We start from the raw sequence: 13,689 nt of genomic DNA, 5'->3' as shown, positions 1-13,689 counted from the left end.
TAGAGGTGATAATGTGTTAATGAAAGAAAATGAGCAACATCCTTCCTTTATGCTTGTCGACGGGATGGCGCTATTATTCAGAGCTTTTTATGCAACGGCCGTTACTGGTCAATTCATGATTAACTCAAAAGGCATTCCTACTAATGCCGTCCAAGGTTTTTTGAAGCATATGCTGACAGCGGTGAATCATTTTTCACCTAGCCATGTAGCGGTGTGCTGGGATATGGGCAGCAAGACTTTCAGAAATGAATTATTTGATGGATACAAGGCTAATCGTTCAGAAGCTCCGGTCGAAATGATCCCTCAATTCGACTTAGCTAAAAAAGCGGTTGAAGCATTTGATATCCCTAACATAGGGCTCTCTGGATATGAAGCGGATGACTGTATCGGGACAATTGCGAAGGCATCTGCCCAACATAGCCGGGTGGATATATTGACAGGCGATCAAGATATGCTCCAGTTGATAGAAGAAAATATTTCTGTACTATTGTTAAAAAAAGGATATGGTAACTATGAAGTTCATAATCCTGATAGCTTTTATGAATGGAAAGGGATCACTCCAAGACAAATGATCGATTTAAAAGCTTTAATGGGCGATACAGCTGATAACTATCCCGGAGTTAAAGGAATTGGGGAGAAGACAGCGTTGAAATTATTGATTCAGTATCAAAGTATCGAAGGGATTCTTGAAAATGTTGCTTCATTGACAAACGGGCAGAGAGCTAAGATTGAATCTGCCGTAGATATGCTTCATTTATCCAGAAAACTGGCCGAAATAAAATGTGATGTACCAATTTCATGCTCTTTGGACGATGCGGTTTATCAGTATGATCGCGAGAAGGTCAAAAATCTGGCTAGGGATCATGAATTCAGGGCTTTACTAAAAATGATTTAATAATGAAAATTTCGGAGCTCCCCAATGGGAGCTCCTTTAATTTATACGGTGAATTTTTTGTCGAAAAATGGATAGTCAAAATCTTTGATATACGGTAAGATGAAAATAAGGCATGAAGTATGGAGTGGATGCAGAAGTGGCGAGATCAACTGAAGAGTATGTTAGTTTTTTAGAGGGTAAGGGATTCACTTTTGGTAGCGACGATATTGGTTTTATTTATTTTGGTAAGCGCTACACGGAAGCAAGTGATATTTTAGTCAATGCAGCAATAGAATTGACTTTGAAGGTTCAAAAGAGTTTTGATGGCAGCTTTTATATTTCCTTTTTGGAAAACTTAAAACAAAATGGTATTAAAACCCGCAGTGAAGCAGTATCGTTTGCAAAAGAACAGGGGCTGCTTAAATAAATCGGACTTCGTTACTTTGAAGTCCGATTTATTTTTATGGCTTTTCAAGAAAACTCCTTTGCTATCGGTTTCTTTTTATTAGCAGGCAGATCAGCAAGTATCATCCCCAAGAAAATGAATGCACAGCCAATGATGGAAGCGGAAGTCAATTTTTCCCCTATCAATATGTATGAGGATAACGCAGCAAAAACCGGTTCCATTGAAAAAATCAATGCGACTCTCGTAGGTGTCGTATAGGCTTGGAAGAAGGTTTGTGCGAAAAAGGCGAACGCAGTGGCAAGGGCTGCCGTAACCAATAAAGCAGTCCATACGTCTTTCTGTAACATGACCTCTGAGCTGAAGATGATAGAATGATTCTCTTTGAAAATGAAGGCTGAAACATAGGATAATAAAGATACGGTGGAAATCTGAATCAGCGTCAACGGTAATGCGGGAAGGGTCTTGGCATATCTAGCAGTCGTAATGATCTGCATGGCAAAACTTATTGCGCATAAAAATACCAATAAATCACCGATATTCAAATTGGACCGGTCAGCGAACGTCATTAAATAAAGCCCAACGGTTGCGGCAGTGACACCTATAATTGTATTACGGGAAAGCCTATGTTTTAAAAGAAGCAGAGAAAAAACCGGTACCATGACGACACTTAATCCCGTTATGAAGCCTGTCTTCGCAGGAGTAGTATAATTCAATCCGATCGTTTGAAGCCCATAGCCTAAAAAAAGCCAAACTCCGATATGAAACCCAGCTTTAAAAAGGCCCTTATTCCAGGTTTTTCCCTTTTTGTGTAAAGTCGATATATAAGGGATAAGCAAGAAAACGAAGGCCATGAAGAAACGGACGGCATTGAACGTGAATGGTTCAAGAAAAGATAGTGCATTTTGAACCATTACAAAAGTGACGCCCCAGATGAATACAACGAATAATAATGAAAAATCAGCTGTCTTGTTCATGAATTTCCTAAAGCTTTATTCAAGCGAATGGCCCGTCTTGCCAACTCATCCGCGGATTTGTTTTCGAGATTTGGAATCCATTTCATGAAAAATAATTCAAGCTCGTCGGAAAGCTTTAGAGCCCTTTCCAGCAATAGGGCATACTTATTTTTTGCAAATCTTTTTTCAATGGCCTGGTTGATGGCTTGGGAGTCAGTACGAAAAGAAACGATTTGATACTTATTGGCTACACAAATTTCCAATGCTTTGATTAAAGCATGGTACTCCGCTTCATGGTTTTCCATATTTCCAAGCGGAAAGGAATGCCGCTCGACCACACCGTTATTATTAATGAAAACACCTGCGCCGCTCGGCCCTGGATTGCCCGCACTGGCACCATCAATATACACTTCGATCAAGATGTGCTCCTCCTCGAATTTAACAGTTAATATACTATGATAAAAAAACATTTCATATAAAATTAAAATTGAAACATGAGAATTTCAGCCTGGTATGGGAACTATAATTAAAAGATGATTCAATTACTTACATTATATTATAAATGGTATATCGAAAAAAAGGTATGAAAATTGTAAGCTGTTCTGCATGAATGGTGAATGGATAAGGAGCTGGAAATCTTTGAAGGTAATTATGCAATGGACATATCATGCTTCAAAAAAACCATCTGCCGATTTCGTTTCGGATTGGCTTGATGCCGGAACTGCACTGGTCATTACGGAAGATCTTGAAAAGGCAGGAAGGCTGAAAGAAGTGGAATTCAAGGATGAATTCGATACAGCATGGACAAAGAAGGAGCTAAAAAAACTCCTGACTGAAGTTGAGGAGGAGCCTCAGGATGTGACGGTTTTTTTTGATGGCGGTTTTCAAAAAGATGAAAAGGTGGCAGGGATCGGTGTTGCCATTTATTTTCGTCAAGGTAAGAAGTTCTGGAGGTTACGCACCAACGTGAAATTGGAGCAATTCGAATCCAATAATGAAGCGGAATATGCGGCCTTTCATGAAGCGGTCAGGCAGATGGACGAACTTGGAATCCACCATCAAAGCTGTGTATTTAAAGGGGATTCTCTAGTTGTCTTAAATCAACTTTCCGGTGAATGGCCATGTATGGAAGAAAACTTAAATAAATGGCTGGACCGCATTGAAGCGAAACTGGATGAGTTAAAGATCATTCCGGTCTATAAGCCAATTTCCCGAAAAGAGAACCAGGAAGCCGATCGCCTGGCAACACTTGCTCTTCAGGGAAAAGCCATTTTCAGCAAAATAGAAATTGCTGGGTCAAAGGAGACATAACAACAATGAACAGGAAAAAAATATATGAAGAAGTGGAAGATGTTCTCGCTTCATTTTGCCAAGATTGTTTTTTACGAAAGCATTTTCGAAAAGAGAAGGGGCGTTCGTATGCCCATCAGTTCTGTATTTCAGAGTGTACAGTTGGTGAAAAATTAAAACAGCTGGGAAATGAACTTAGTGACCTTTCGTAACCCTTAAAGTTTTAATAAAAACCAGTGAAGGGATCATTGATTTGCGGGTGGAAAAGGAATGGCGGATCGGACGGATCATCGGTTAATGAAAAAAGAGCCCGATTATAAAAAATCGGGCTCTTCATCATTCTGCTTTACCGAATCGAAATAGGCTTTGAGCATCACTTTATTTTCGCTGAAGTCTGCAATCGTATATTGATCAAGGACCTGTAGAAAAGCATCCAAGGCATTATTAAGGACAAATTTCAATGAACAAACGGGAGAAATCACACAGTTATCGTGATCTTTAAAACATTCCACTAGATAAAAGTCCTCTTCGGTTTTCCGCACCAGTTCCCCTACATTTATGTCAGCAGGTGATTTTGCAAGCCGGAAACCGCCATTTCTTCCGCGTATCGTCTCAATATAGCCTAGTTTACCTAGATTATGAACAATCTTCATCAAATGATTTTTAGATAGTTGATAAACTTCAGAAATCTCTTTTATATTTGATAATTTGCTTTGGTCGTGGGAAGCCAGGTAAATCAACACTCTAAGTGAGTAATCGGAATAACTCGTCAACCTCATGTTTATCGCCTCACATTCTATCCCCATTTGACTATATCATAAATGTGAACATTTTATAAACATGAAAACATAATTTCTAAAAAGATGTATTAAAAATATTGATTTTAATGCAATTAAGTTCTAAAATAAACATGTATTAAAAATACTTGTTTAAGAAGAGGGGTTTATTTATGCTATCCCAGAAAACGATCGATATTATAAAATCAACCGTACCTGTTTTAGAAGTGCATGGTACAACTATAACAACTGTATTCTATAAAAATCTTTTCGAAGCACATCCTGAATTATTAAATGTCTTTAATCATGCCAATCAAAAAAAAGGGCGCCAGCAAAATGCACTAGCCAACACGGTTTTGGCAGCAGCCAAATATATAGATCAGCTTGAAACGATTTTACCTGCAGTGAAGCAAATAGCACAAAAACATAGAAGTCTCGCAGTTAAAGCTGAACATTATCCCATTGTAGGAGAACATCTATTAGGTGCAATCAAGGAAGTATTACAAGATTCGGCCACAGAAGAAATCCTTCAAGCTTGGGGAGAGGCGTATGGAGTCATTGCGGATGTTTTCATTAGCATCGAAAAGGAAATGTACGACGAAGCTTCCAATCAGGTCGGAGGATGGTCTGATTTCAAACGATTCACAGTGGTGGAAAAAGTACGGGAAAGTGACGTAATCACATCCTTTTATCTAAAGCCATCAGATGGAGATAAGGTTCCGGCATTTCTTCCGGGACAATATATTACCGTTCGGATCGAGATACCGGGTGAATCGTACTTATTCAACCGTCAGTATAGTTTATCTGATGTTCCGGGAAAAGATTATTTCCGTATTTCCGTTAAAAAAGAAAAGCCGGGAACCTCACCTGATGGAAGGGTCTCTAACTACTTGCATGAATCCATTCAGATGGGTGACAGTATTGACGTAACGGTTCCTGCAGGTGATTTCACCATCGACTTGGATAAACGAACACCGGCAGTATTCTTGAGCGGAGGCGTTGGCATAACGCCTTTCATGAGCATGGTCCATTCGGTAGCTGAACAAACACCTGAGCGTGATGTACAATTCATTCATGCAACCGATAATGGCCATTTACAGCCGTTCAGAATGGAACTGACAGAAATAGGACACAAGCTTACCAACTATCAATTATCCTTTGTCTTTAAAAATCCGAGTGAGGATGATAAGAACCTCCCGAATTTTGAAAAAGAAGGGTATATTGATAAGGAATTAGTGAGCAGTTTTGTTAAGCCTGAAGCTGATTATTATGTGTGTGGCCCTGTTCCTTTCATGAAGGCGATCATCACTTACCTGAAAGAATTGGGGATAGAAACGGATAAAATTCACTATGAGTTCTTCGGCCCGGCAATGGCGCTTTAATGTTATTCATGTTAGGAAGGTTATTGACATCAAGAAGATTTTTTTGCATACTATATTAAAACAATGAACGTTGAGAGAAGATTAGTATGCGAAAATCACTGTGACAGAGAGCGGGGTCAATTGCTGGAAGACCCGCGACAGGAAAGCGCAGAACCTGCTTCTTGAGTCCTATGCAAAACATAGGCGCAAATCCTGGCGTTATCAGGCAAAGTGGAATGCATGTACTTGCATTCAATGAAGGTGGTACCACGGAGAGCAGCCCTTTTCGTCCTTATTTCGAGGATGAAAAGGGCTTTTTTTCATGTCTAAGATATTTATTGGAGGAAAAATCGATGGAAAAGAAACGCATCGTTGTAAAGATAGGAAGTAGTTCTTTAACCAACACACAAGGTGAAATCGACCAAACAAAATTTTCCGATCATATCCAGGCAGTGGCAGCATTAAGGAAGGCGGGACATGAAGTTGTCCTTGTTTCATCAGGTGCTGTAGCGACAGGTTTTCGCAAGCTCGGTTATCCTACGAGACCTGTCACTCTCAAAGGAAAACAAGCTGCTGCAGCTGTAGGGCAAAGCCTATTGATTCAATCATATATGGAACAATTAGGTCAATTTGGTATCGTTCCGGCGCAGATTTTATTAACAAGGAAAGATTTCTCGAAAAAAGAAAGATATAAAAATGCATATGCAACATTGATGGAATTGCTTGAACGCGGCATCCTCCCGATTATTAATGAAAATGATACAGTATCAGTCGAGGAGTTGACTTTCGGTGATAATGATATGCTATCCGCCTTAGTAAGCGGGTTAGTCCACGCCAACAACTTGATCATTTTAACGGACATTAATGGGCTCTATGATTCCAATCCACAGACAAACCCAGGGGCCAAACGATTTGAAAAGCTTTCCGAAGTAACGTCGGATTTATTGCAAATGGCAGAAGGTGCGGGATCTAATGTTGGAACAGGGGGGATGAAATCGAAACTGATTGCAGCCCAAACTGCATTGTCTCTTGGAGTGAAAGTATTCATCGGTTCTGGTGTGGGGAGCGAAAAACTACTAACTATCCTTGAAGGCAATGGTGATGGCACATATATTGGGAATGATGTCTTGACGACGGTAACGAAAAACAAACAGTGGATATCCCTTCATTCACAAGTATCCGGAAAAATTTTCGTTGATGAAGGTGCCGAAAGGGCTTTAGTTTCAAATGGGAGCAGTCTACTACCAGCTGGAATTTATGAAATTAAAGGAGTATTCAATAAGGGGGATGTCGTCGAGGTCTTTGGTGCAAATGGGTTATTGGGCAGGGGTGAGGTCCTTTATTCCGACGAAGAATTAAAACAGGCTATGGGCAAGCGGACAACCGAGCTTGTGATCACTTCCATAGAAGTGATCCATCGCGATAAATGGGTGAGAGCATAGGTAATCAATTTTAGAGGAAGAAAAGGGGGCATTAAAATGAGTGAAGTGACTGCGAAAGGAAAGGCAGCCAAAAAAGCCAGTTATCAGCTAATTGGATTGACTACGGAAAAGAAGAATGAGGCACTTGGAAAAATTGCTAAGCAAATTGTTAACGATAAAGATCATTTGATAAAAGAAAATCAAAAGGATCTAGAAGAAGGCAGGAAAAAAGGTTTCAGTGAGTCGATATTAGATCGAATAATGTTAAATGTTAATCGTATTGATGACATGGCAGCTGCAATTAGGCTTTTAATCGATTTAAAAGATCCAATTGGAGAAAAATTGGAGACTATCGAAAAAGAAAATGGTTTATTGATTAAAAAGTTACGAGTGCCGATCGGTGTAATCGGAATGATTTATGAAGCAAGGCCAAATGTGACCATCGATGCAGCTACATTATCCTTGAAAACGGGGAATGCGGTCCTTTTAAGAGGCAGCTCTTCAGCCAAATACTCCAATATGGCACTGATCTCTTCCATTCATAAGGCTTTAGAGAATACGGAAATTCCTGTAGAGGCTATTCAGTTAATCGAGGATACGAGTCGGGAATCCGCTAAGGAACTTTTTCACCTTAATGAGTATTTAGATGTTTTGATTCCTCGTGGTGGAAAGAATTTAATTGAAACGGTCATTAAGGAGTCCACTGTTCCCGTCCTTGAAACGGGATCAGGCAATTGCCATATCTTCATCGATCAGACAGCAGATGTCACGATGGTCGAGAAAATTGTCTTAAACGGTAAAACACAGCGACCTTCCGTATGCAATGCAATTGAGGGCCTTCTTATTCACGAAAAATGGTTTGAAGAAAATGGAAAGCTGATTTTGGAAATCCTGGATGAAAAGGGTATTGAAATATATGGAGACGAAATGGTTTGCAGCGCTTTTCCAAGAGCGAAAAAGGCAACGGAGGATGATTGGTCAACAGAGTACCTAGCATTAAAAATCAGCGTGAAAATTGTAAACGGTGTATCGGATGCAATTGAACACATTAACCGATACGGTTCCAAGCATTCTGAAGCAATCCTAACGGGAGATGAACAAAACGCTTCCGTATTTTTGAATAAAGTAGATGCGGCAGCAGTTTATCACAATGCTTCCACCCGTTTTACCGATGGTTTTGAATTCGGTTATGGTGCAGAAATCGGCATTTCCACACAAAAGCTCCATGCACGTGGACCAATGGGTTTACCGGCCTTAACATCAAGCAAGTATTACATTTATGGTCAGGGGCAAACCAGGGAGTGAAATTCATTTTTCCATCGTAGGTTATTAAAACTCAATTAAGGGTATTGTAGAATACATTACTTTTAAAGGAGCAGATACCATGGACAATAGGTTTATAGCAATATATGAGAATGAAAATGAAGCAACTTCAGCAGTCGAAAATTTAAAGGAACAAGGATATACATCCGATCAAATATCAGTAGTTGCCAAAAAAATTGATAAATTACCAAATGAAGCCGAGGAAGTCAGCCCAACAAAGCCTGATGGATTCGTAGCAGGGGCAGCGGCCGGCGGAGCTGTCGGTTTGACAGGCTTACTTATTGGAATGAGTGCATTGGCAATACCTGGAATCGGTCCGATTTTGGCAGCAGGCCCGATTTTCGCCACTCTTGGCGGAGCCGCTGCCGGGGCAGCTTCAGGAGCAGGCGGATTGAGGAAGCCATTATTGAATATTGGACTGGAGGAAGCTGAAGTCGATCGATATGTGGAAGATATCAAGTCCGGAAAAATCCTTGTCATTGCAGATCCCGTTTTAAGTAAATGAATTTCGTAAGAAAAATCCCCTTATGACCTCTCATAAGGGGATTTATTTTGTCCTTCTTTATTCATTATGGAAAGATTTATTCTTCCTTTGTTGTTCTTCCGCAAGAAACTCCAAAAAGACATTCATTGCAGATAGCGGCTGCTCATTTACCTTTTTATAGTAATTACTTTTCCTGGCATCGGTTAAGTAGTTGCTTTCTTTCATTCTCTCCAGCATATGCTTCTGGCTCATTTTCATTATTTCTTTTTGGTTGTGTTTGTTTTCCTTTAAAAGGGCAAATCCTATAGCACCCACTAATGCATATATTGCAAGAGCAATTTTAGAGATTGGGTATGAGTCGTTTTTAAATAAAAGAAAAAATAGATTTATGATGGAAAACCCTATCATTACGGTTGAAAAAAAACTGTATTTCATATTTTTCTTCAATAATGGGGACAGTTTTGATTGAAGTTTTTCGATTTCGGATTGCATGAAACGCGGTATATTATTTATCTTTATATTCATTGTTTCCTCCTTAATATGCATTCTTGAAATATGAAATTTGTATTGGTTACCTTTTGTTTCATTTCATGGTCGGTACGGTATATTTTACACGAATTTTTTAAGGAATCAGGAAAAGGAACCTAATTGTCTATATCTTATCGCTTAGAAACTGATTTGTCATTTATTATACTTCAATATTAAGGAATCAATCTGGGGATAAAGTAAAAAAGAAGAAAGATAAAAAGCTCCTTGAATATGATTTTCCTAAACTCAAAAAAAGATGCCTTGCTATTATTAAAAAAATTTGTTAATATCATAAAATAACTTATTGACCGTTTTGTTCAATTGGTCAGTTCGGGGTGATATATGTCAATTGACAGGAAAAAGTTAATATTAGAAGCTGCGACAAAGTCTTTTTCACTCTTTGGTTATAAAGCTACAACAATGGAACAAGTAGCCAAAATTGCAAATGTCGGAAAAGGGACCATCTATACCTTTTATGCCAATAAAGAGCAATTGTTTAAAGAGATTGTGTTACGAATGATTGAAGAAATGAAAAATGAGGCTGAGCAGTCAATTAAACCAAACTTAACCTTTTATGAAAACCTGCATAGTGCACTATATCGAATCTTAGAATTCAGAAAGGAGCATCAATTATCACTGAAGCTATTTCAGGAAGAAAAAGAAATGGGAACGCCAGCCGTTTTACAAATGTTAAATGAAATGGAAATAGCGATTATTTCTTATATTAAGGAAAAAATTAAATTAGCTATCGAAAAGAAAGATATTTCTCCATGTAATCCTGAAATAACAGCTTTTATCATGTTGAAGATTTATTTAGCACTTATATTCGACCGGGAAAGAAATCATAAACCACTTGAAAAAGAAGAAATAGCAGAACTATTTCAGTTATATTTGTTTAACGGATTGGCTGTCACTCATGATAGTCCTTATTATTTGTAAAAAAATGACCAAATGGACTAAATGGTCAATCATACTTAGGGGGAAATTCTTTGAAATCTAGTTTAATAAAACAGGAGTTACTTGGCCTGTTTAAAAATAAAAAACTGCTTATTCCGATTATCGCAATTCTGTTTATTCCTATTTTGTATAGTGGCATGTTCTTATGGGCTTTTTGGGATCCATATGATCGTCTTGAAGATTTACCAGTTGCCATTGTTAATAATGACTCCGGTGCTGAGTTAGAGGGAGAAGAAATAAAACTAGGAGATGAATTTGTAGAAAAACTGAAGAAAAGTAAGGACTTTAATTTTCAGTTTGTTGATCGTAAAACAGGCTACAAAAACTTAGAGGATCAAAAATATTATTTACTAGTAGAAGTTCCAGATAATTTTTCAAAAAACGCGACGACGTTAATGGATGAAAAGCCGAAAAAACTTGAATTAAAGTATGTTCCAAATGAAAGCTTTAACTTCTTATCAGCTCAAATAGGAGAAACAGCAGTTCAAAAAATCCAAATGGCTCTTGCAGAAAAAGTAACTGAGACATATGCAGAGACCATGTTTGACATCATTACTGAAATGGGCGAAGGGTTTCAGTCAACGGATGAAGCAGCTGGGAAACTGAAAGATGGAATCCTGGACGTTGATAATGGTGCAAAAACTTTAGAAGAAAAATTAACATCATTAGCTGAGAAACAAGTTGAATTTACAGGTGGTACCAAGAAAGTTCAGGATGGTACCGTTGAGTTACAAAAAGGAGCAAAAACTCTTGCTGATGGTTTAGGTCAGTTATCTAACGCTCAAAAACAATTGATTGACGGAGCGAAAAAGGCAGAAGATGGGGCAGGAAGCCTTCAAGCTGGTATTGAAAAAACTCATACTGGCATTGGTACAGTTGAAGAAAAGATGAATGAACTTGTTTCAGGTACGGAAAAAATCCATGATGGAAGTAAGCAACTGACAGGTTCCTTGCAACAGTTAGAGTCAGGTTCAAATAGCTTAGCTGATGGAGCATCAGGATTGAAAGAAGGTGTATCGACTCTTCAATCGACCTTAGACCCATATTTGGGGGCTTTACCAAAAGAACAGCAAGATGCCTTGAAGCAAGCATTTGATAATTTATCAGCTGGCGCTACAAAGCTTGAATCAGGGAATAAAGAGCTTGCTAATTCTGCCGGTCAGATTCAAGCAGGTGCCTCTAGCCTTTCTGAAAATATTTCGACCCTGAATAGTGGCCAAAAAGCACTTCAAACAGGTGTCTCTCAATTAAATGAAGGAGCAGGTCAATTAGAAACAGGGGCTGCTCAATTAAAAGAAGGTCAATCTCAATTAAGAGTAGGTCTAGTAACATTCGGTGAGAAATTATCAGAAGCAGCAACCGGTAGCCAAAACCTCGCTTCAGGTTCAGCGACACTTGCAGATGGAGTCAATCAGCTTACAGCAGGATCGGCAGCATTAGCAGATGGATCTAGTCAATTAGCGGATGGTTCTAGTAAAATTGTAAGTGGAACAAGTAAGTTGGCGGAAGGGTCGACAGAGTTTAAGGATAAAATCAATAAAGCGGCTAAAGATTCAGCAGATATTAATGCTAGTGAAGAAACGTATAACATGGTTGCAGAACCTGTTAAGGTTGAAAAAGAAAGCATCAATAAAGTTCCGAACTATGGAACTGGTTTTGCTCCTTACTTCCTATCATTAGGTTTGTTTGTAGGTGCATTATTGCTCTCAATTGTCTTTCCATTAAGAGAGCCGATTGGAATTCCGAAAAACGGGTTCACTTGGTTCTTAAGTAAATTTGGCATTATTGCTGCAGTAGGTATTATCCAAGCAATTATAGCCTCAGGATTAACATTAGTACTGCTTGATATGGAAGTGAAAAGTGTACCGTTATTCGTAATGTTCTCGATTATAACGAGTTTGGTATTCATTACATTGATTCAGTTGCTTGTAACAACATTGGGAGATCCAGGTCGTTTCATCGCGATTGTTATCTTGATCTTACAATTAACGACAAGTGCTGGAACATTCCCACTTGAATTAATACCAGAACCATTACAAATATTCAATAATTGGTTACCGATGACCTTCTCAGTTAGAGGGTTTAAAGAGGTTATATCAAGTGGTAACTTTGGTTTGATGTGGCAAAACGTCTATGTTTTACTTGGCTTTACAATTAGCTTTATGATATTGACATTACTTTACTTTGTCGTTAAGCATAAGAAAAGCTATTCAGGAGTAAGCGAAACTACAGAAAATTAAACACAAACAAAAGAACGATTCCTCTTAAAGGAATCGTTCTTTTTGCGTGCAGCAGTAGATGAATAAAGTCTATATTTAGGTCAAATATTTGAGATTCGTACACTTTAATCATGAAAAAATCTGTATTTAGTAAATTTTCATTGTTAATAAATCTCCGAATCTTTACCTATCTTTTAATCTTGTGCTCTCACTAGCTTTTTAACAAGTTAATGAATATTACGTAGAAAACAAGTGAAGTAAATAACCATTTCAATTTATATTGACAAACCCTTTATTGGCTTGAATAAATGTCCCTTTGTTTATTTCCCCCCCAATTCCAGCAAGAACAAATCTTGACGCTAAACAGTGGAAGGAATAATAGTTTTAATTTTCACCAATTCCGTTAAGGAGATATTAGACTCCAACCGGTCTAAAGGAGGAGCTGTCACTTTAGGCGATAATTTGCACTTATTTTAAGTGCTATTTTGCATATGTAACTTTAAAACCCAGCTAACCTTCATAAGAGAAGATTAGCTGGGTTTTTTCACTTTTACTGTTTTTCTATATATCGATAAATCGTTGTTCGAGATACACCCCATTTCGCTGCGACGTCTTTAATTGGTGTACCATTTTCAATTAGTGACTTCATCATTTCAATATCTTTCGGTCCAAATTTTTCAGGACGTCCACCAAGACGACCACGTGCTCTAGCTGCAGCTCGTCCGGCAGCCGAACGTTCCTCAATTAAATTACGTTCAAATTCCGCAAATGCCGCAAACAGATGAAACATCAATTGGCCTGTGGCATTACTTTTGTCCATTGTTAAATTTTCTTGTAGACTGTGGAAGCCTACACCACGTTCATTTAAGCTATTCACAATTTGAATTAAATCTTGCATATTGCGTCCTAATCGATCCAATCGCCAAACAACAATCGTATCGCCTTCACGTGCATACTGAAGTGCTTCCTCTAAACCAAGACGCTGTCTTTTTGCTCCACTCATTTTATCGTGAAAAATTTTGGAACAGCCATATTGCGTAAGAGCGTCCATCTGTAAATCTAAATTTTGTAATCCCGTCGACACACGTGCATATCCA

General features: G+C 38.4%; 15 protein-coding genes and 1 other annotated feature. Of the genes, 10 read left to right on the top strand and 5 right to left on the bottom strand.

Annotated features, from left to right (window positions below; genetic code table 11):
* The first annotated feature begins 19 nt into the window (after nt 1-19).
* Entirely contained in the window at nt 20-895 is an 876-nt protein-coding gene (locus tag ACFX4L_RS11360; RefSeq protein WP_284472036.1) for a 5'-3' exonuclease, read from the top strand.
* A gap of 124 nt (nt 896-1,019) precedes the next feature.
* Nucleotides 1,020-1,301 (top strand): DUF6123 family protein, encoded by a 282-nt coding sequence (locus tag ACFX4L_RS11355; RefSeq protein ID WP_250211680.1) that lies wholly within the window; start codon nt 1,020-1,022, stop codon nt 1,299-1,301.
* 44 nt (nt 1,302-1,345) lie between these two features.
* On the opposite strand, the gene ACFX4L_RS11350 is transcribed toward ACFX4L_RS11355, so the two are convergent.
* Both ACFX4L_RS11350 and ACFX4L_RS11345 read right to left on the bottom strand, forming a co-directional pair.
* Nucleotides 1,346-2,254 carry a DMT family transporter gene (locus tag ACFX4L_RS11350; RefSeq protein ID WP_377405205.1) on the bottom strand — a complete coding sequence of 303 codons (909 nt, stop codon included), beginning with the start codon at nt 2,252-2,254 and terminating at the stop codon, nt 1,346-1,348.
* Nucleotides 2,251-2,652: a reverse transcriptase-like protein gene (locus tag ACFX4L_RS11345; RefSeq protein WP_289337390.1), complete on the bottom strand. Its 402-nt coding sequence runs from the start codon at nt 2,650-2,652 to the stop codon at nt 2,251-2,253. Before ACFX4L_RS11345 ends, ACFX4L_RS11350 begins: the two co-directional genes overlap by 4 nt.
* Nucleotides 2,653-2,872: 220 nt before the next feature.
* Between ACFX4L_RS11345 and ACFX4L_RS11340 the strand changes: the two genes are divergently transcribed.
* On the top strand, nt 2,873-3,544 hold the full coding sequence (locus ACFX4L_RS11340) for a reverse transcriptase-like protein (protein ID WP_250211679.1): 672 nt from the start codon (nt 2,873-2,875) through the stop codon (nt 3,542-3,544).
* A gap of 5 nt (nt 3,545-3,549) precedes the next feature.
* The gene (locus ACFX4L_RS11335) at nt 3,550-3,735 is read left to right on the top strand and encodes a zinc-finger domain-containing protein (protein WP_061463808.1); all 186 of its coding nucleotides are present in this window, start codon (nt 3,550-3,552) and stop codon (nt 3,733-3,735) included.
* A gap of 102 nt (nt 3,736-3,837) precedes the next feature.
* On the opposite strand, the gene ACFX4L_RS11330 is transcribed toward ACFX4L_RS11335, so the two are convergent.
* Nucleotides 3,838-4,302, bottom strand: coding sequence for an RrF2 family transcriptional regulator (locus ACFX4L_RS11330; RefSeq protein WP_061463806.1), 465 nt, complete (start codon nt 4,300-4,302; stop codon nt 3,838-3,840).
* 170 nt (nt 4,303-4,472) lie between these two features.
* Here ACFX4L_RS11330 and hmpA point away from each other — a divergent pair, with 170 nt between their 5' ends.
* The 4 genes from hmpA to ACFX4L_RS11310 all read left to right on the top strand — a co-directional run bounded on the left by hmpA (nt 4,473) and on the right by ACFX4L_RS11310 (nt 8,909).
* Nucleotides 4,473-5,681 (top strand): NO-inducible flavohemoprotein, encoded by a 1,209-nt coding sequence (gene hmpA, locus ACFX4L_RS11325; protein WP_377405202.1) that lies wholly within the window; start codon nt 4,473-4,475, stop codon nt 5,679-5,681.
* 61 nt (nt 5,682-5,742) lie between these two features.
* Nucleotides 5,743-5,957: a binding site (T-box leader), on the top strand.
* 56 nt (nt 5,958-6,013) lie between these two features.
* On the top strand, nt 6,014-7,102 hold the full coding sequence (gene proB / locus ACFX4L_RS11320) for a glutamate 5-kinase (RefSeq protein ID WP_284470364.1): 1,089 nt from the start codon (nt 6,014-6,016) through the stop codon (nt 7,100-7,102).
* Nucleotides 7,103-7,138: 36 nt separating this feature from the next.
* Nucleotides 7,139-8,386, top strand: a complete 1,248-nt coding sequence (locus ACFX4L_RS11315; RefSeq protein WP_377405199.1) for a glutamate-5-semialdehyde dehydrogenase — start codon at nt 7,139-7,141, stop codon at nt 8,384-8,386.
* A 79-nt stretch (nt 8,387-8,465) separates the two neighbouring features.
* Complete coding sequence (locus ACFX4L_RS11310) at nt 8,466-8,909, top strand: general stress protein (protein ID WP_377405196.1); 444 nt, start codon at nt 8,466-8,468, stop codon at nt 8,907-8,909.
* A gap of 57 nt (nt 8,910-8,966) precedes the next feature.
* Here the strand turns inward: ACFX4L_RS11310 and ACFX4L_RS11305 are convergent, their stop codons facing one another.
* On the bottom strand, nt 8,967-9,413 hold the full coding sequence (locus ACFX4L_RS11305; RefSeq protein WP_377405193.1) for a DUF5392 family protein: 447 nt from the start codon (nt 9,411-9,413) through the stop codon (nt 8,967-8,969).
* Between the two features lie 345 nt (nt 9,414-9,758).
* Between ACFX4L_RS11305 and ACFX4L_RS11300 the strand changes: the two genes are divergently transcribed.
* Together ACFX4L_RS11300 and ACFX4L_RS11295 are read left to right on the top strand one after the other, a co-directional pair.
* Nucleotides 9,759-10,355 carry a TetR/AcrR family transcriptional regulator gene (locus tag ACFX4L_RS11300; protein WP_377386192.1) on the top strand — a complete coding sequence of 199 codons (597 nt, stop codon included), beginning with the start codon at nt 9,759-9,761 and terminating at the stop codon, nt 10,353-10,355.
* A 50-nt stretch (nt 10,356-10,405) separates the two neighbouring features.
* Nucleotides 10,406-12,613: a YhgE/Pip family protein gene (locus ACFX4L_RS11295; protein ID WP_377405190.1), complete on the top strand. Its 2,208-nt coding sequence runs from the start codon at nt 10,406-10,408 to the stop codon at nt 12,611-12,613.
* Between the two features lie 529 nt (nt 12,614-13,142).
* Here the strand turns inward: ACFX4L_RS11295 and ACFX4L_RS11290 are convergent.
* A partial coding sequence (locus ACFX4L_RS11290; protein ID WP_377405187.1) for a recombinase family protein occupies nt 13,143-13,689 on the bottom strand: 547 nt, incomplete at its 5' end.

This window comes from Peribacillus sp. YIM B13482, assembly GCF_042787975.1.
GTDB lineage: Bacteria > Bacillota > Bacilli > Bacillales > DSM-1321 > Peribacillus > Peribacillus simplex_A.
Note: the sequence above shows the minus strand (reverse complement) of the source record. Positions and strands in the feature narration are given on the sequence as shown.

Coding starts and splice junctions, on each gene's coding strand:
- hmpA (WP_377405202.1), top strand. CDS start 4,473: ATGCTATCCCAGAAAACGATCGATATTATAAAATCAACCGTACCTGTT.
- ACFX4L_RS11330 (WP_061463806.1), bottom strand. CDS start 4,302: ATGAGGTTGACGAGTTATTCCGATTACTCACTTAGAGTGTTGATTTAC.
- ACFX4L_RS11305 (WP_377405193.1), bottom strand. CDS start 9,413: ATGAATATAAAGATAAATAATATACCGCGTTTCATGCAATCCGAAATC.
- ACFX4L_RS11360 (WP_284472036.1), top strand. CDS start 20: ATGAAAGAAAATGAGCAACATCCTTCCTTTATGCTTGTCGACGGGATG.
- ACFX4L_RS11335 (WP_061463808.1), top strand. CDS start 3,550: ATGAACAGGAAAAAAATATATGAAGAAGTGGAAGATGTTCTCGCTTCA.
- ACFX4L_RS11300 (WP_377386192.1), top strand. CDS start 9,759: ATGTCAATTGACAGGAAAAAGTTAATATTAGAAGCTGCGACAAAGTCT.
- proB (WP_284470364.1), top strand. CDS start 6,014: ATGGAAAAGAAACGCATCGTTGTAAAGATAGGAAGTAGTTCTTTAACC.
- ACFX4L_RS11350 (WP_377405205.1), bottom strand. CDS start 2,254: ATGAACAAGACAGCTGATTTTTCATTATTATTCGTTGTATTCATCTGG.
- ACFX4L_RS11310 (WP_377405196.1), top strand. CDS start 8,466: ATGGACAATAGGTTTATAGCAATATATGAGAATGAAAATGAAGCAACT.
- ACFX4L_RS11315 (WP_377405199.1), top strand. CDS start 7,139: ATGAGTGAAGTGACTGCGAAAGGAAAGGCAGCCAAAAAAGCCAGTTAT.